Origin of the sequence: Pseudomonas sp. COR18 (genome assembly GCF_048568395.1) — a bacterium.
GTDB lineage: Bacteria > Pseudomonadota > Gammaproteobacteria > Pseudomonadales > Pseudomonadaceae > Aquipseudomonas > Aquipseudomonas fuscovaginae_B.
Genome location: NZ_CP183808.1, coordinates 4,107,501 through 4,124,983, shown reverse-complemented (window position 1 = coordinate 4,124,983; position 17,483 = coordinate 4,107,501). Strand labels below are relative to the sequence as shown.

Sequence of the window (17,483 nt, the reverse complement as noted above, 5' to 3'; positions counted from 1 at the left end):
CCTTGCTCCTTGTTGAGTCATGGGTACCACGGTGAACTCGTTTGTTCTTCATCCTTCGCGGAAGGCGCGCTGGGCATGATCACTGATAGGTTTGAGCAGATAGGAAATGACGCTGCGTGTGCCGGTCTGGATCATCGATTCCACCGGCATTCCGGGTACGAGGGTCAGCCCTTGCAGTTGCGTCAGTTCGCTGTGCGGTATTTTGATCCCGGCTCGATAGAAGCCCATGCCAGTGCGTTCGTCCTGGACCAGATCCGCCGATAGCCGGACCACCTGCCCCTTCAACTCCGGCGTCGTGCTGCGATTGAAGGCGCTGAGCCGCAGCACCGCATCCTGCCCCAGCGATACCTGGTCGATGTCTTGGGCACTGATGCGCGCCTCGACCAGCAGCTCATCGTCGGCCGGCACGATCTGCATCAGGTTTTCCGCCGGCGAAATCACCCCACCCAGGGTATGCACGGCCAATTGCTGGACCCGCCCGGAAACCGGGGCGGTGATATCGATGCGCTTGAGCTGGTCATTGGCGGCGATATCGCGCTCGACCAATTCACCCTGTCGGGCTTCGAGCTCGCGCAGTTCCAGGGACACCTCGCTACGGAAACTCTGGTCGATCTGCAGGCGCTGCAGCTCGGTCTCGGCAATCTTACCGCGGGCTTCGGCAATGGACGCAATCAGTTGCCCACGCTCTCCGCGCAAACGGGCGATGCCACGGGCCAGGGCGTTGACGCGGTCGATGGTCATCATCCCTTTCTCGAAGAGTTTGCGGACAGCCTGGTACTCCTTGTCGATCAACTCGATTTCTTCGGTCTTGGTTTTCTGCTGAAGGTCATGGCCGGCAATCGTCTCGTTGAGTTGCCGGATTCGCTCACGCAACTGCTTTTTCTGCCCTTCGCGGGACGAACGCCGGTCCTCGAACAGACGCTGCTCACTGCTCATCAATGCCTGCGCGGCGTCGGCCCCCAGACGGTTGATCAGCGACGCCGGCGTCACCAGATCAGCCGCGCCATCACGCTCGGCCTCCAGGCGCGCCTGGCGCGCCTGGGCCTGGCTCAGCGACTTGGAGACGATGGCCTCGCCAACTTTCGGCAGCGTCGCATCGAGCCTGATCAGCACGTCCCCCGCGCGGACCTGCTGGCCTTCGCTGACCAGCAGTTCAGCGACGATACCGCCCGTGGGGTGCTGGATTTTCTTGACGTTGCTTTCCACCGCCACGCTGCCGGCAGCGATCACCGCACCGGACAGGTCGGTACTGATTGCCCACCCCAACCCGCCGCCCAGGAGGACCAGCAGGCTGACAGCGCCGAGACGAAGATGTCGGTTCAACGAACCGGCCAGGCTGTTTTCCTGATCATGAACGGTCATTGGGCAACTCCCATTTCCACGACACTGGCCGTCGGCCGAGGTACCGGTGCCGACGGTTTTCTGAGAACCGCGTCTCTGGCGCCAAATGCCACCTGAACGCCATGCTCCAGAATCAGGACCTGGTCGATGACCGACAGAATGCTGGTGCGATGGGCAATCACCACGACAATACCGCCGCGAGCCTTGATCGACAGGATGGCCCGCGACAGGGCCTGCTCCCCCTCGGCATCGAGATTGGAGTTAGGCTCGTCGAGCACCACCAGAAACGGATCGCCGAACAACGCCCGGGCCAGCGCGATCCGCTGGCGCTGCCCCGCCGACAGGTTGAGCCCGCCCTCGCCGACCTGGGTTTGATAGCCTTCGGGTAATTGCAGGATCAGCTCATGCACGCCCGCCAGTTGCGCTGCCGAGACAATGGACCGGTCATCGGCCTGCGGATCCAGCCGCGCGATGTTCTCGGCGACGGTGCCGCTGAACAGCCCGACGCTTTGCGGCAGGTAGCAGATGAGCTTGCCCCTGGACTGCTCGCTCAGCAGCTCCAGGGGTGCACCGTCCAACTTGACCTGGCCACGAGCCGCTGGCCAGGCGCCAACCAGGGCGCGGGCCAGCGACGACTTACCGGAAGCACTCGGCCCCACGACCCCCATCGCGCTCCCCGCCGCGATCGCGAAACTGACGTTCTGCAAAGTCAGGCGCTGGCTGCCCGGTGGTGCGGTAAAGAGGCTGTCGACCTGAAGTGTGCGATGTGCCGCCGGCAATTCGGTCTTGCTCGGCTCCTCGGGAAACAGGGCAAACACTTCGAGCAGCCGCTTCCAGGCCAGATGGGCGGCCAGCAGGCTGCGCCAGGTGGCAATCACCTGCTCGGCCGGTGCCAGGGTTCGCGACACGATGATCGAGGCCGCCACGATGGTGCCGCCGCTCAGGTCGCCCTGGATCACCAGGTAGGCGCCCAGCGCCAGGGAGCCGGACTGGACCAGATGACGCAGAGACTTGGAGATTCCACCGAAAAAAGAGCCGATGTCGACAGTCTGGCGTTGCAGCGTACTGTAGGTCGAGTGATGTGCCTGCCAGAGCGCCGAGGTACTTTGCGCCATGCCCATGGCCGCCAGCGCCTCGGCATTCTGGTGCGCCTGCTGCCCCAGGTAATTGCGTTTGTTCTGCGCCTCGGCGCAGGCTTGCGCCAATTGTCGGGACTGCCGATCGGTGATGAAGGTCAGCGCCACCAGCACGATGACCAGCCCGCTGGTCAGCAGGCCGAACAGTGGGTGAATGTAGAAGCAGACGGCCAGGTACACCGGCATCCAGGGCAAATCAAAAAATGTCACCAGTCCCGGGCCGCCAATGAACCCGCGAATCTGATCCATTTCCTGAGCGGGCTTGAGGGCGTCGCCGGTAATCGCCGTTTTCAGCGATACCCCCGCAATCACCTTGAACACCCGGGGAGACAGGGCCAGATCGAAGGCGGAGGCAATCCGCACCATCAGGCGGGAGCGGACAATATCCAGCAGGCCTGAAAATCCGTACACCCCCAACACCAACAACGCCAGCGCCACCAACGTCGGAATGCTCCGGCTGGGAATGACCCGGTCGTACACTTCCAACATGAACAACGGGCCGGCCAAGGCCAGGATATTGATGACACCGGAAAACAGCGCGGCGCCGATCAGGCTTTTACGCAGGAGGGTTTTCAACGACGCCGAAACGACAGGCGTATTGAGGGCGTGACTTCTCTTCAATTCTTCTTCCGTCCCTGTGAGCTTGCATAGCGTCCATGCAGTCAGAACGAAAGCTCTGCCCTGATGATGCTGATATAACGAAAACTTGACGTCGTTCGTTAGCGCAGGCAGTGCGAGCAAGTTCTGCACCAGCTTGTCAGGATGCGCGCAGGAAAAGAGTTGCAAACTGAGTCAACGCAACAATCAGGCAAAAAAAATCCGGCGCCCAAGGGCGCCGGATTGGCGAGACACCGAAAAAGCCGTCAGGTCATCTGGATGATGGTCTGCATGATGGTGCTCTGGGTGGAGATGGTCTTGGCGTTGGCCTGGTAGTAGCTCTGGCCCTTGATCAGGTCCACCAGTTCGCTGGTCAGGTCGACGTTGGAACCCTCCAGGGAGCCGGAAACGATCGAACCGTTGGTGCCGACCTCACCACCGTCATAGGCTGGCTGGCCGGAAGCGAAGGTCTGCTTCCAGTTGGTCCCGCCCGAAGGCTGCAGGCCCTGCTCGTTGGTGAAGCTGGCGATCGCCACCTGGCCGATGGCCTTGTGCTGGTTGTTGCTGAAGTTGGCGAAAATGATGCCGGTACCATCAATGCTGATGTCGGTGATCTGGCCAGTGGCATAACCGTCACCAATGATGGCTGCACGGGAGGTGTCGGCGTTGAACTGGGTGGTTTTTGTCCAGTCGGTAAGGATACCGGTAGGATTGGCACCTGCGCCGTTGGCCGCCCACACACCATTGGTCACCGTACCTGGAACCCAACCGGTAATGGTGATGTTGGTCTTGCCGGCGGTGCCACCGATGGAAGTCAGCTTGCCGGAGGAGTCAAAGACCATTGCCACGGGAACAGGGTCGGTTGCCGCAGGCGGAACGGTCGGAGGTACGGTCCCCACAGTGGGCAGCGTACCGTTCGGATTGCGACCGTCAATCAGCGTATAGACGTTCCAGGTGTTGGCACCAGTCTTGACCACATACTGGTCCAGCGAGTGCTTGTTGCCTTGGGAGTCGTAGATGTCGGAGCTGAACGGCTTGGTATAGCTGGCCGTATTCGATGGATCGAACGGCGTGACGGACTGATCGATCACCGCCGACTTGGAGTCCAGGTTGATCGTTGCACCGATCTTGGTGGTGGTCTGTGGCGGCAGGTTCGACACGTCGATACGCAGGTCGGTCAGCACGCCCGGAATGATGTTGCCATTGGAGTCGGCAGCGAAGCCCTGCAGGCGCGCAGTACCATCGGAGTTGGTGACGTAGCCGTCCTTGTCGGTCTTGAAGGTACCGGCGCGGGTGTACATCAGCGAGCCGTTGTCGCTCAGGGTGAAAAAGCCGTTGCCCTGGATACCGAGGTCCAACGCGTTGCCGGTGACGTTCATGCCACCGTTGCCGAAGTTCTGCGAAACGTTGGCCAGGCGCACACCGTTGCCGATGGTCTTGGACGATACACCGAGCTTGGTCGCCGAATAGACGTCTTCGAATTCCGCACGGGACGACTTGAAGCCGGTGGTGTTGACGTTGGCAATGTTGTTGCCGGTGACGTCGAGCTGTTTCTGGGCCGCGTTGAGACCGCTCAAACCGATATTAAAAGACATGCTTCTCTCCTTTGTTTCGCGTTGGTCGGCTCTTACAGGCCAATGGTCTGGACTTTGGACAGAGCGATACTGCCCACGCCCGCCAGGTTGAGCATCATTTCACCGCCGTTCTGCGACAGGCTCACGCTGCTGACAGTGGCCGGCAGGTTGGTGACCAGCGCCGTCGAGTCCGCAGAGCCCTTGAGGTTGGCGGTCGCACTGAAGCTGTAGGTGCCACTGGACAACAGGGTCCCGGAGTCATCCTTGCCATCCCAGACGAAGGGCACGTTACCGGCCGCGGTCTGGGCCCCCAGGTCGATGGTACGGACCACTTTCCCGGTGGAGTCGCTGATCTTGAGCGTGGTTTTGTCGGTGGCACCGGTAACGACCGCGGTGCCGGTAAAGCTCTTGCTGGTATCGACCACCGCCTTGCCGGTCGGCACGATGACCGAACGACCGACCAGCGACGACGCCTGCAGCGCCTGGGACGACTGGAACGCGCTGGCGATGTTGTTGACGCTGCTGTTGAGCGTGGTGATGCCTTCCAGGCTGCTGAACTGGGCCAACTGCGCAACGAAGGCGCTGTTGTCCTGCGGGTCCAGCGGGTTCTGGTTCTTCAGCTGGGTCACCAGCAGCTTCAGGAACGCGTCCTTGCCCAGGGTCTGGCCCCCGGATGCGCTGCTGATGGCATTGCCCAGCGAGTCGGTACTGGTCTTGTTCGTCAGTTTGGCGTTGGACGCCGCAAGAATGTCGTTCAGAGTCGAAGAGGTGCTGGTGGAGTCGGTAACGCTCATGTCTGTCGCCCCTTATCACTGACCGAGGGTCAGGACCTTCTGCATCATGGTCTTGGCGGTGTTCATCATTTCCGCGTTGGTCTGGAACGAACGGCTGGCGGAGATCATGTCGGCCATTTCCTCGACGACGTTGACGTTCGGGTAGTAGACATACCCCTTGGCGTCGGCCGCCGGATGGTTCGGCTCGTAGCGCGCTTCCAGGTTGCTCTGGTCCTCGACCACACCCAGCACCTGAACGCCCTGGCCCGCGGCGTTCTGGTCCTCGAACAGCGAGTTGCTGCCGCCGGCCTGGCTGTTCTGGAACATGGTGGCGAACACCGGGTGGCGCGCCCGGTAGGTCTTGTCGATGCTCGACGAGACGGTCTCGGCGTTGGCGATGTTACTGGCGACGGTGTTCAGCCGAGTGGTCTGGGCACTCATGCCGCTACCGGCAATGTTGAAAACGCTGGCAAGGGACATGGCTTACTCTCCACGCAGGGCCGATACCAGCCCTTTGAATTTACTGTTGAGCAGGGTGAAGCTGGCCTGGAAGTCGACCGCGTTCTGCGCGTAGTTCGATTGCTCGATCTGCGCATCCACGGTGTTCTGGTCGATCGACGGCTGCATCGGGGTGCGGTACTGCAATGCCGCGTCGCCATTGCTCAGCCCCTGGGCTTCGATATGGCGGCTGTTGGTGGTGTTGAGCGCGAAGGTGCCATTCCTGGCCTTTTCGCTCTGCTCGGCGAGCACGGAGGAAAAGTCCATGTCCCGGGCCTTGTAGTTCGGGGTATCGGCGTTGGCGATGTTGTTGGCCAGGACTTCGGCACGCTGGGCACGGAAGCTCAGGGCCTGTTCGTGGATGCCGAGCGCTTTGTCGAAACTGATGCTCATGTCGGGAAACCTTCGAGAGTTGACCTGATCGTCGGAACAGGTTTTTCGTTGACAGAGCTATAGCAAGCCTCATGCCAGTTTCCTCAAGCCCCGTAAATCAAGGCCTTGCCGGATAACTGCCGCCGGCAATGCCAGAAAAGCGGCAAGGCATTTCCGCCGAGCGCCAGCAAAGCGGCAAGACTGGCGGCAAAAAAAAGCGGGAGCCTTTTGAGCTCCCGCCGGGGGTATTGAACGATTGGCTACTTGGCCTTGTAGATGATGCCCGGACTGCATTGCACCATCTGGTAGTGGTCCGGCAGGCCGTTGAGGGCTTCGGACGCCCCCAGGAACAGGTAACCGCCCGGCTTGAGGCTGCCGTGGATGCGCATCAGGATGTCCTTCTTCACCTCGGCGGAGAAGTAGATCAGCACGTTGCGGCAAAACACGATGTCGAACTTGCCCAGGCTGGCATAGCTGTCCAGCAGGTTGAACGAGCGGAACTCGACCCGGTTGCGGATCGGCGCCTTGACCGCCCAGCGACCCGGCCCCTTGGCATCGAAGTAGCGCTGCAGGCGCTCGGGCGACAGGCCGCGGCCAATCGCCAGGCTGTCGTACTCGCCGGTCTTGCAGTTGGTCAGCATCAGGCTCGACAGGTCGGTGGCGACAATCTGCGCCCCGGCCTTCAACTGGCCCATGTTGGTCCGTTCGAACTCGTCGATCGACATCGAGATCGAGTAGGGCTCCTGCCCCGATGAACAAGCAGCCGACCAGATCCGCAGGCGCTGGCCAGGGCTGGCCTTGATCGCTTCCGGTAAGACCTTGTTCTTGAGCACCTCAAACGGATAGGTGTCACGAAACCACAGCGTTTCGTTGGTCGTCATGGCATCCACCACCTGTTCACGCAAGCCGCTGCGTGGCTGGCTCTGGATCCTCTGGACCAGTTCGCCCAGGGATTTGATGCCATTCTGCTCCATCAGCTTGTTGAGACGGCTGGAAACCAGATATTGCTTGTTTTCACCGAGCAGAATGCCACAGGCCTTTTCCAGGAAGACCCGGAACTGTTCGAAATCCAAATTACCCGTAGACAATGATGCCGCCTCTTAAATCGTCTGTACCGCCGGGGACACGGGTCCCCGGCTGTTATCCTGCAGCCTTGATCCGGTCAACCACCCGGGCCGCCAGGTCATCAGGTCGGAACTTGGCAAGGAAGTCATCGGCACCGACCTTCTTCACCATCGCCTGGTTGAATACCCCTGACAGGGAAGTATGCAGAGTGATGTGCAGCTTTTGCATCCGCGGATCGCTGCGAATCTCAGCAGTGAGGGTATAGCCGTCCATTTCCGGCATTTCAATGTCGGAGATCATCATCAGGAATTCCTCCTCCGGCTTCTTGCCCTCCTCGACCAGCTTGCGCAGATAGTCCAGCGCCTGCCGGCCGTCGTTCAGCGCCACCACCTCGACGCCGACCGTCTGCAGGCAACGCGTGACCTGCTTGCGCGCCACCGACGAGTCGTCGACCGTGAGCACCCGCAAGGACACCGCCTTGGTCTGCGTCTCGACATCCACCACGCCCAGGGAAACCGATTCGGACATGGGCGAAACCTCGGCGAGGATCTTCTCCACATCGATGATTTCCACCAACTGGTTGTCGATGCGCGTCACCGCCGTCAGGTAGTGATCGCGCCCGGTCCCCTTGGGTGGCGGATGGATCTCTTCCCAGTTCATGTTGACGATGCGCTCCACCGACTTCACCAAAAACCCCTGGGTCTTGGTGTTGTACTCCGTAATGATCACGAACGGATTACTCTGATCCTTGAGTGCACCGGCCCCCGTGGCCATCGCCAGATCGAGGATCGGGATGGTAGCCCCACGAATGTTCGCCACACCGCACACCACCGGATTGGACTTGGGCATCAAGGTCAGCTTGGGGCATTGCAGCACCTCGCGCACCTTGAACACGTTGATCCCGTAGAGCTGCTGGCCGTCGAGACGGAACAACAGCAGCTCAAGGCGATTCTGCCCCACCAGTTGCGTACGCTGGTTCACCGAATCCATCACACCAGCCATGACTGCCCTCTCTGATCAAAGCCTCATCATCCGACGCCCACTCAGGAACAAACGGCACGAGCCTTGCTTTTTATACCGTTATGAAAGCACAAACGACATTTTTTCGACGCCTGACATCACAGTACCGCAGATTGCTCGCGGTGGTGTCCGTTTTATGCTGCCTGAACCCGAGCAACCCTGCTCTTGCGGAATCGGCGACCCTGCCTGATCAGCTTATCGGCGTGACCCAAGGCTTTCTTGAGTTCACGGTAGAAGACTATCTGGCCACCAGTCAAACCGAAGGGCGCTACGAGATCCAGGTCAACCAGCTGGACCCGCGCCTGCGCATGGCCGCCTGTGACAAGGAATTGACAGCCAGCCTGGAAAGCCCGGCGACACCGATCGGCCGGGTCACGGTGAAAATCCGCTGCGAAGGCAGCTCGCCATGGACCGTGTTCGTCCCGGCCCAGGTCAAATTGTATCGCGATGTGGTGGTGACCACCCGTCCGCTCAAGCGCGCCGGGATCATCGAGCCAGGCGACGTGGCGTTGCGCGAGCGGGATATCAGCCTGATCAACCAGGGCTTCCTGACGTCACCGGACCAGGCCATCGGACAGAAACTTGTCCGACCAATGGTCATGGACCAGGTCGTCACCCTGGTCCACTTGGAACAGGCGGAAGTGGTGCGCAAGGGCGATCAGGTGGTCATCAGCGCAACGAGCGGCGGCCTGGTGGTCAAGATGCCGGGCGAAGCCCTCTCCAACGGCGGCCTGAACGAGCAGATCCGGATCAAGAACCTCAATTCGCAGCGGGTCATCAAGGCTCGCGTCACCGCCCCCGGCCAGGTAGAGGTGGCTTTATAGATCGATAAGGCCACCTCGCAATAACTGGCGCCAGGCCGCCACTTTTCCTAAACTGTGGCCCAGACAGGGCTACAGCCTAGATGCAGACTCATTTTCAGATGAGGCTAAAGTTTTTCCGGGTATGGCCGAAAACAAGGCAAGCGTCCAAATACCCAGAGGTTTTTTATCATGGTCATCGATTTCAGTCGTTTGAATAACGCCCCGTCATTGACAGGCAGCACGCGCACCAGCGCCAACAAGGAAGCCGACAGCAGCGGCAAATCCTCGGCGGTGAACAGCCAGACCGAAGCGGTCGGCCAGAGCGGGGAATCGGTACACCTCAGCAATGAGGCTCAGCAGTTGCAAAAGATCACTGACAAGCTGCAGCAGCAGCCCGTAGTCAACAGCGCCCGTGTGGCCGAGTTGAAACAGGCGATCGCGGATGGCAGCTACAAGGTCGACAGCAACCGCGTCGCCAGCAAACTGCTCAACTTCGAAGCCCAGCGCTAGGCATCTGCCGGCGCGAGGCTTTTGGACGCTTAAAACCCAAGGCCAGCCATGCAAGACACCACTCTACTGCAACTGATCACCGAAGATTTTGCTCCAGCTCAAGATCTGCTCGAGCTGTTGCGCGCCGAGTCCCTGGCGCTCCATGGTCGCAACATGGTCGAGCTGGAAGATATTCTGGCGCGCAAGCAGGCGCTGATCATTCTGCTGGAACAGCATGGCCGCAAGCGCAGCCAGATTCTCGCCAGTCTCAACCTGCCCGCCAACCGCTCCGGCCTGGAACAACTGGCGGCACAGTCGAGCGTGGGCGGCGAACTGCTGAGCCAGAGCGAAGAACTCACCCGCATCCTGGCCGATTGCCAGGCCGCCAATGAACTCAATGGGCGCAACATCCAGGTTCAGCAAGCGACGACCGCAAACCAGTTGAAGATCCTGACCGGCGGCGAGCCTCCCGCACTTTATGATGCCCGCGGCTCGACGGCGAGGCTTGCGAAGCAACGCCCGCTGAGTCAGGCTTGAACCCAAACTGCTGCGCGCTCTGTTCAAGGCGCGTAACATGCTGGCAAAATGCTGGCTTTTGCGTGTAGTCGTATTTTGTCTGGAGATTGATGAACCGTGTCCAATGCCCCAAGCGCGGACGATGCTCCGCAGCCACCGAAGGTGCTAACCACGCCTCTGGAAATTTCCGCCAACCTGCGGATGCTGCAGGATAGCCATGACCCGTTGATCATCACGTTCCATGAACGCAGCCAGCGTTTCCAGAGTTTCGTGATCGATGTCGACCGGGATGCGGGCACTCTGGCCCTGGACGAAATGATGCCACGCGACGGTGAACGTTTCCTGGCAGCGGGTGAACCGTTCCGTGTCGAAGGCTTCCACGACGGCGTACGCATCACCTGGGAACAACCCCAGCCAATGACCGTCGACGAGACCAACGGTTGCTACCGTGGCTCAATGCCGGCCGAGGTGGTCTACCATCAGCGTCGCAACGCCTTCCGCGCCGCCCTGAAACTCACCGCGCTGGTCAACATCGAACTGGGCGGCGACAAGCTCAAGGCACCGATCAACGGCAAACTGCTGGATATCTCCGCCAGCGGCTGCAAGCTGCGCTTCGACGGCGATATTTCCGATCGCCTGCAACTGGGCCAGGTCTACGAGCGTTTTATCGCCGCCCTGCCCTTCGGCCCCATGACCGCTCCGGTGGAACTGCGCCATCTGCACTTCGAGGAAAGGATCAACACCACCTTCGCCGGCGTACGCTTCCACAACATGAGCGGCCTGGTACAACGCCAGGTCGAGCGCTTCGTCTACCAACTGCAACGTGAAGCACGGCGTTTCGACAAGGACGACGACTACTGAGTCTGACGCTGCCTTCACCCACAAAAAACGGGCCACCTGATGAGGGTGGCCCGTTTTTTTATCGACACTTTCAGTTGCTCGACTTATGCGCCGGCTCAGGGTCGGACTCGTCCACTTCGGCAACAGCCTCTGCCGCCGGCTCGGTGGACGCGACATCCGCGACCGATGGCGCTGCCGCCGGGTTGTCGCACATCTGGTCCAGCACCACCTGTTCGTCGACCCGCGGGTCGAGCGCCGCGCCGAGGGGCGACATGGCCTCCGGCATGACCACGTGCTGCAACGGCGCATCCTCGACCTGATGCAGATTGGTCACCGCCTTGGGTCGGATGCGCAGCACCAGGATGAGCGCGAAGAAGCTGAAGAACGCATAGAGCATCTGGCTGCCGAACAGCTTCATCAGCACGCCCGCCGCCAGCGGCCCGATGCTCGCGCCGACGCCATAGGTCACCAGCAGCATGGCGGTCAGCGAGACCCGCCGATCCCCCTCGATATGGTCGTTGGAGAACGCCACCGCCAACGGATACAGACAGAACTGCAGCAACGACACCATGAACCCGACGACGAACAGCACCTCCAATGGAGCCGTGGAGAATATCGCCAGCGGCAGGGACGTCAGCATCAACAGCATGGCGACACTGCGGATCAGCACCGCCCGGTCATAGCGATCGGAAAGCCAGCCCAGGGGCCACTGCACGAGAAAGCCGGCAAAGATGCAGCTACCCATGAACAGACCGACCTGCTCGGTGGAAAGCCCCTGCTGGGAAGCGTAGAGCGGCGCCAGACCGTAGAACGAGCCGACGATGATCCCCGCGCCCAGCACCGTGGTCAGCGACTGTGGCACACGCTTCATGAAGAAACGCGGCTCCAGCGGCGCCGGATGCAAGGGGGCCGGGTGAATCCGCCGGGTCATGGCCACCGGCACCAGGCACAATGCGAAGCACAGTGCGACCAGCATCAGCAACTCGGGACCGAGGGCAGGATGCATGACCAGGATCAGTTGCCCAAGCACCAGTCCGAGATAGGACGCGATCATGTAGCCACTGAAGACCACGCCACGCTGCCTGGCCTCGGCCTGTTCGTTGAGCCAACTCTCGATGACCATGTACTGGCACATCATTCCGAGGCCGACGATCATCCGCAGCAACAGCCAGGCCGGCAACCAGTTGACCAGTCCATGGCCCAGCACCGCCGCACCGACGATCCCGGCACATGTGGCATAGGCGCGGATGTGCCCGACACGGGCGATCAGCCGGTGGCCGATCTTGCCGCCCAGCACCAGGCCGAAGTAGTTGGCCGCCATCAGGGCACCCACCCACAGGCCGTCGACATGGTCGGCCGCCAGACGCAGGGCAAGGTAGGTACTCAGAAGGCCCGAACCGATCAGCATCATCAGCGAGGCAAAATAAAGCGCTCTAAAGGATTTCCAGATTTGGCGCATTGACGTTCCTGACGGCTCTTTGAATGAGGTTTCGGGCTACCCGGAAGATAGCCCGAAGCGGGAGTTACGTCTAAGCCTGGGCCGCCAGAACACGGCGTTCCCAGGGGCTGATTTCATCGAGGAAGCTGGTCAGCTCCATGGTTTTCGACGCGATATAGCCTTCGATGAACTCGCTGCCGAACAGCTCCCTCGCCAGCTGGCTGCGCTTGAGGCGCTCCAGTGCCGCGTGCAGGGTGCATGGCAGCGACAGGGCGTCCGGCACCTCGAACTCGCCCTGGATGGCCGGCGTCGGCTCCAGCCCATGCTCGATACCGTAAAGGCCCGCGGCCAGGCTGGCCGCAATCGCCAGGTACGGGTTGGCATCCGCTCCCGGCAGGCGGTTTTCCACACGCCGTGCCACGGGCGAACTGGCCGGAATCCGCAGGCCGGCCGCGCGGTTGTCATGGGACCAGCAGGCGTTGTTGGGCGACGCATACGGATGGCACAGGCGCTGGTAGGAGTTGACGTTCGGCGCGAACAGCGCAGTGAAATCCGCCATGCACGCCTGCTGCCCGCCGATGAAATGATGAAACATCGCGGTAGGCTCGCCGACGGCATCACTGAAGACATTTTTCCCGCTGCCGATGTCCACCAGGCTCTGGTGGATATGCATCGAACTGCCCGGGGTCTTCGCCAACGGCTTGGCCATGCACACCACGCTCAAGCCATGCTTGAGCGCCACTTCCTTGAGCAGATGCTTGAACAGGAAGGTCTGGTCGGCCAACAACAGCGGATCACCGTGCAACAGGTTGATCTCGAACTGGCTGACGCCCATCTCGTGCATGAAGGTATCGCGCGGCAGGCCCAGCGCCGCCATGCTTGCATAGACCTCGCTGAAGAACGGCCGCAAACCATTGTTGGAACTGACGCTGAAGGCCGAATGCCCCTCCTCGCGCCGCCCATCGAGGCCGACAGGCGGCTGGAACGGCTGAGTCGGATCGGTATTGGGCGCGAAGACGAAGAACTCCAGTTCGGTCGCCACCACTGGCGCCAGGCCACGTGCCGCATAGCGGGCGATGATCGCCTTGAGCTGGCCACGGGTCGACAGACAGGAGCTTTCCCCGGTCAATTCGTCCGCGTCACAGATCGCCAATGCACGGGGTTGCTGACTCCACGGCAGGCGGTGGATCTGCCGCGGGTCGGCCGTCAGGGCCAGGTCGCCATCATCGCTGCCGTAGAAACGCGCCGGTGGATAGCCGCCCATGATGCACTGCAGCAGCACCCCGCGCGCCAGTTGCAAACGTCGCCCCTCCAGGAAACCCTCGGCGGTCATCACCTTGCCCCGCGGCACGCCATTGAGGTCAGGCGTGACACATTCAATCTCATCAATGCCGGTCAATCGCTGCGCGAGCGAGTTCTGGCCTTCGCTAGTCATGACTCAATCCTTGTTTTTATAGAAGCCGCGAACGGCGCCCCGTACAAAATACGCACCAGCTGTTCGGGATTTCAAGCAGGGACGAGGAAAAAGCCTGACTCAGGGAAGATAGAGACTGAACAGCGCACCACCCAGGGTACCGCCGTTGCTGAGTTCGATACGCCCGCGTACGCCGTTGCGCTCGTGCAACGCAGCGATCCTTGCGGCGAAATACAGGCCCAGGCCAGTGCTGCCCGTGGTCGGATTGATGCCCTGTACATAGTCCATCTGGCGTTCGAGCATCTGCGCCGGGAAACCGGGGCCATCGTCATTGATGTTCAGCACCAGTTGCTCGTTTTCCTCGCGGACATTGATCAGCAAGGCATGGCAAGCGAAACGAATGGCATTGGTGACGATATTGCCCACCACCGAACCGATCAGCTCGCGATCGAAAAAGCCCAGCGGGCTGAAGTCGTCGACTTCATAACTGGCAACGATGCCACGACTGTTCAGGACCTCCTGACGGCACGCCAGTTGCGCGCCAATGAAGTCATCCATGTCGTGATAATCGGGCCGCAACGGCAACTGGTTGACGCCCAGCTTGTACAACCCCAGCAACTGCACCAGCATGCTGTTGAGGTGCGCGAACTCATACTCGATCACCGCACGCTCGGGGTTCTCCCGCTGCGCCGCGGGCAGGTGGCTCTGCCACTGGCCGTGGGCCTGGATCAGCATCGCCAGCGAGTTTTTCATGTCATGCACGGTCGAGGCGATCACCGTGGAGAAATCCAGCCCCTGGTCCTTGTCGCTCATTCGCCAAACGCCCGGCTGCGCAATTTCTGATACCTCTCATAACGTGGATCGCTGTCCGGCATCTTGCCGACCATTTTCAGGCAGGCCCGGCACTCTTCGAGGATTGCCGCATCGGAAGTCTTCTGGGCGGTCACCAGCAGGGCCTGCGCAGCATTGAGGGCGATACTGATATTTTTCGGCTGCAGGGCCAGCGCCTTGCGGAACAGTGCCTGCGCTTCCTCCAGGTTGCCGCTCTTGTAGCTGCGCACGCCCTGGACGTTGAGGTCGATGGCGGCCTTGCCGCTGCCGAGGATCTCCGGGTCATCGGTCAGCTTGGCGATGCCTTTCATCACCGCCGGGTCGTCACCATAGATCTCCACGCAGTTCTTGAGCATCGAGGCACCGGCCTCGGCCTGCCCCAGTTGCTGCAGTTGCTTGGCCACCAGCAAGGCGGCGTCGGCACTCAGGAAGTTCTCCATACCCTCCAGGCGTGCCATCGCCTGCTCGGTGAGCTTGTCGGCGGTTTCGGCATCGTTGAGCAGCAGGCTGGTGGCCTTCATCAGCCGGGCACGCACCTGCAACCCCGGATCGTTGGCGTTTTCCTTGGCGACGGTGCTGAGTGTCTGGTTGATCTCCAGCCGCGTACGTGTGTCCAGCCCACGTTCGCTGCCCTTGCTGATCAACGCGTGAGCCAGGCCCAGGTTGCTTTCCGGATCCTTGTAACGCGATTGCTCGCCCTGGGCGACAGCTTGGCGATAGGCCCGGGAAGCCCCCTCGAAATCCTCGTTGGCCAAGGCCAGCTTGCCCAGCAATGACTGCCGACGTACGGCCAATGGAGACAGGCGCACGGCCTCTTCCAGCACGCTCTGGGCACGTCGGGTTTCCCCCTGCTGGACCAGCACGTCGGCGAGCCCGTCGTAGAGGGCTGGCATCATCGGGAATGCCTTGAGTGCGGTTTCGTACAATTCCTTGGCCTGAATCATCTGACCACGCTTGTAGAGCAGTTGCCCCAGCATGGCATAAGCCCATGGCAACGGGCGATCATTGAGGATGCCATTGAGGAAGCGCTCCAGCGGCTCATTCTGGCCGAGGGCACGCATTGCATCGGCACGATAACGCAGACACAGCGGGGCGAAACGGGTGTCCTGCTGGGTGAGCCGGGTACAGGCGGCCAACACTTCGGCCGGTTTGTCACGGTCGAGCGCCTGCATGATCGGCTTGAGCAGGTTCTTGCGCTGGACCAGCTTTTCCAGGCGCTGGGCCAGGCTGGCGCGGTTGAACGGTTTGGTCAGATAGGCGTCAGGCTCGTGCTCCAGGGCACTGAGGACCATGGCCTGGCTGCTTTCGGCGGTGACCATGACAAAGATGCTTTCATGGCTGATCAGCTTGTCGACCATCAGGTCTTCGAGAACCTGCTGACCATTCTTGCGGCCATCGCCAAGGTGGTAATCGTGCAGGATGAAGTCGTAGCGCTTCTGCGCGCACATGCGCAACGCCTGTTCTCCGGTGTCGGCGGTGTCCACTTCCTTGACGCCCAACTCCCGCAGCATGGACCTGACTGAACTGCGAAAATCGGAGAAATCGTCGACGATCAGAAAGCTTTTTTGGTGATACGCCAGCATCGAGATTCCTGTCATGGGAAATAGAAGAGGGCCCGAAGGCTATTGCAAGCACGGACCCACTTCACTGTCGCTTTCGCGAGCAGATAATAACTAAAGGCAAACTGCCACTAATCGATTTTACACCAACCTGTCATCGCATTGAGTGGCCCCGGCCTGATATTCAATCCAAGGGTAGCCGATGTACAGGTGGTGCTTTCCATCAAGTGACGCAAGACACAAGGCCCCTTGCGCAACTCATAGCCATCGCTAGTCAGGATATCGCCCGCAGTTGGCCAAACCTGAGGGTTGCCCGGTATCGAAGGAGAAAAAAGCATGCAGGGCTGCTGGTACAGACGGGGTGCCGAGCACACCCTGCGTGGAGGACGGCGTACTGTAGGAGCCGGCGGTGCGGCGATCCGACTTGCCCGCGAACGGGCCCTCAAGCCCTGCACCGGACGTTTCAACGCCGGTTTCAACACCGCAAAAGACAAAACCCCTACCTGCCTGCGCAGATAGGGGTTTTGGAATTTAATCTTGACGATGACCTACTCTCACATGGGGAAACCCCACACTACCATCGGCGATGCATCGTTTCACTTCTGAGTTCGGGATGGGATCAGGTGGTTCCAATGCTCTATGGTCGTCAAGAAATTCGGTAGCCAGCTCGTTGCCTGGGCAACGCTCCAGCGAATCGGGTACGTGACAGTCTTTGGTGCTTTGTGCGTGGCAAACTTTCGGTTCACTTCGTCTTCATACACCGCAATCTGCTCATTCGACGCAAATTGCTTGGGTGTTATATGGTCAAGCCTCACGGGCAATTAGTATGGGTTAGCTCAACGCCTCACAGCGCTTACACACCCCACCTATCAACGTCGTAGTCTTCGACGGCCCTTCAGGGAACTCAAGGTTCCAGTGAGATCTCATCTTGAGGCAAGTTTCCCGCTTAGATGCTTTCAGCGGTTATCTTTTCCGAACATAGCTACCCGGCAATGCCACTGGCGTGACAACCGGAACACCAGAGGTTCGTCCACTCCGGTCCTCTCGTACTAGGAGCAGCCCCTCTCAAATCTCAAACGTCCACGGCAGATAGGGACCGAACTGTCTCACGACGTTCTAAACCCAGCTCGCGTACCACTTTAAATGGCGAACAGCCATACCCTTGGGACCGGCTTCAGCCCCAGGATGTGATGAGCCGACATCGAGGTGCCAAACAC

16 protein-coding genes and 2 rRNA genes (1 of these 18 only partly in view) are annotated in these 17,483 nt (G+C 60.6%); 4 read left to right on the top strand and 14 right to left on the bottom strand.

The window, feature by feature from the left end; translation table 11 throughout:
• Positions 1 to 48: 48 nt before the first annotated feature.
• The 8 genes from ACM62G_RS19050 to ACM62G_RS19015 all read right to left on the bottom strand — a co-directional run bounded on the left by ACM62G_RS19050 (position 49) and on the right by ACM62G_RS19015 (position 8,358).
• A complete protein-coding gene (locus ACM62G_RS19050) occupies positions 49 to 1,362 on the bottom strand; it encodes an HlyD family type I secretion periplasmic adaptor subunit (protein ID WP_416770225.1) in 1,314 nt (437 codons plus the stop codon).
• Positions 1,359 to 3,098, bottom strand: a complete 1,740-nt coding sequence (locus ACM62G_RS19045) for a type I secretion system permease/ATPase (protein ID WP_419735340.1) — start codon at positions 3,096 to 3,098, stop codon at positions 1,359 to 1,361. Before ACM62G_RS19045 ends, ACM62G_RS19050 begins: the two co-directional genes overlap by 4 nt.
• Positions 3,099 to 3,340: 242 nt before the next feature.
• Complete coding sequence (flgE, locus tag ACM62G_RS19040; protein ID WP_419735339.1) at positions 3,341 to 4,669, bottom strand: flagellar hook protein FlgE; 1,329 nt, start codon at positions 4,667 to 4,669, stop codon at positions 3,341 to 3,343.
• 32 nt (positions 4,670 to 4,701) lie between these two features.
• Positions 4,702 to 5,442 (bottom strand): flagellar hook assembly protein FlgD, encoded by a 741-nt coding sequence (locus ACM62G_RS19035; RefSeq protein WP_054057122.1) that lies wholly within the window; start codon positions 5,440 to 5,442, stop codon positions 4,702 to 4,704.
• A gap of 15 nt (positions 5,443 to 5,457) precedes the next feature.
• Positions 5,458 to 5,901, bottom strand: a complete 444-nt coding sequence (gene flgC / locus ACM62G_RS19030; protein ID WP_054057121.1) for a flagellar basal body rod protein FlgC — start codon at positions 5,899 to 5,901, stop codon at positions 5,458 to 5,460.
• 3 nt (positions 5,902 to 5,904) lie between these two features.
• Positions 5,905 to 6,312: a flagellar basal body rod protein FlgB gene (gene flgB, locus ACM62G_RS19025; protein ID WP_054057120.1), complete on the bottom strand. Its 408-nt coding sequence runs from the start codon at positions 6,310 to 6,312 to the stop codon at positions 5,905 to 5,907.
• 239 nt (positions 6,313 to 6,551) lie between these two features.
• Complete coding sequence (cheR, locus tag ACM62G_RS19020; protein ID WP_054057119.1) at positions 6,552 to 7,379, bottom strand: protein-glutamate O-methyltransferase CheR; 828 nt, start codon at positions 7,377 to 7,379, stop codon at positions 6,552 to 6,554.
• Between the two features lie 52 nt (positions 7,380 to 7,431).
• Positions 7,432 to 8,358 (bottom strand): chemotaxis protein CheV, encoded by a 927-nt coding sequence (locus tag ACM62G_RS19015; protein WP_054057118.1) that lies wholly within the window; start codon positions 8,356 to 8,358, stop codon positions 7,432 to 7,434.
• A gap of 80 nt (positions 8,359 to 8,438) precedes the next feature.
• Between ACM62G_RS19015 and flgA the strand changes: the two genes are divergently transcribed.
• The 4 genes from flgA to ACM62G_RS18995 all read left to right on the top strand — a co-directional run bounded on the left by flgA (position 8,439) and on the right by ACM62G_RS18995 (position 11,045).
• On the top strand, positions 8,439 to 9,200 hold the full coding sequence (flgA, locus tag ACM62G_RS19010; RefSeq protein WP_054057117.1) for a flagellar basal body P-ring formation chaperone FlgA: 762 nt from the start codon (positions 8,439 to 8,441) through the stop codon (positions 9,198 to 9,200).
• 168 nt (positions 9,201 to 9,368) lie between these two features.
• On the top strand, positions 9,369 to 9,689 hold the full coding sequence (flgM, locus tag ACM62G_RS19005) for a flagellar biosynthesis anti-sigma factor FlgM (protein WP_054057116.1): 321 nt from the start codon (positions 9,369 to 9,371) through the stop codon (positions 9,687 to 9,689).
• 48 nt (positions 9,690 to 9,737) lie between these two features.
• Positions 9,738 to 10,205 carry a flagella synthesis protein FlgN gene (locus ACM62G_RS19000; protein WP_054057115.1) on the top strand — a complete coding sequence of 156 codons (468 nt, stop codon included), beginning with the start codon at positions 9,738 to 9,740 and terminating at the stop codon, positions 10,203 to 10,205.
• Positions 10,206 to 10,301: 96 nt separating this feature from the next.
• Positions 10,302 to 11,045 carry a flagellar brake protein gene (locus ACM62G_RS18995; protein ID WP_054057114.1) on the top strand — a complete coding sequence of 248 codons (744 nt, stop codon included), beginning with the start codon at positions 10,302 to 10,304 and terminating at the stop codon, positions 11,043 to 11,045.
• Between the two features lie 70 nt (positions 11,046 to 11,115).
• Here the strand turns inward: ACM62G_RS18995 and ACM62G_RS18990 are convergent, their stop codons facing one another.
• From ACM62G_RS18990 to ACM62G_RS18965, 6 genes are all read right to left on the bottom strand, one after another.
• Positions 11,116 to 12,483 (bottom strand): MFS transporter, encoded by a 1,368-nt coding sequence (locus ACM62G_RS18990; protein ID WP_054063113.1) that lies wholly within the window; start codon positions 12,481 to 12,483, stop codon positions 11,116 to 11,118.
• A gap of 70 nt (positions 12,484 to 12,553) precedes the next feature.
• Positions 12,554 to 13,795 (bottom strand): glutamine synthetase family protein, encoded by a 1,242-nt coding sequence (locus ACM62G_RS18985; RefSeq protein WP_419737539.1) that lies wholly within the window; start codon positions 13,793 to 13,795, stop codon positions 12,554 to 12,556.
• 201 nt (positions 13,796 to 13,996) lie between these two features.
• Positions 13,997 to 14,689: a sensor histidine kinase gene (locus tag ACM62G_RS18980; RefSeq protein ID WP_419735338.1), complete on the bottom strand. Its 693-nt coding sequence runs from the start codon at positions 14,687 to 14,689 to the stop codon at positions 13,997 to 13,999.
• Positions 14,686 to 16,290 (bottom strand): response regulator, encoded by a 1,605-nt coding sequence (locus ACM62G_RS18975; RefSeq protein ID WP_419735337.1) that lies wholly within the window; start codon positions 16,288 to 16,290, stop codon positions 14,686 to 14,688. Before ACM62G_RS18975 ends, ACM62G_RS18980 begins: the two co-directional genes overlap by 4 nt.
• A gap of 511 nt (positions 16,291 to 16,801) precedes the next feature.
• Positions 16,802 to 16,917, bottom strand: a 5S ribosomal RNA gene (gene rrf, locus ACM62G_RS18970).
• 149 nt (positions 16,918 to 17,066) lie between these two features.
• A 23S ribosomal RNA gene (locus ACM62G_RS18965) occupies positions 17,067 to 17,483 on the bottom strand; it runs 2,474 nt beyond the window's last position.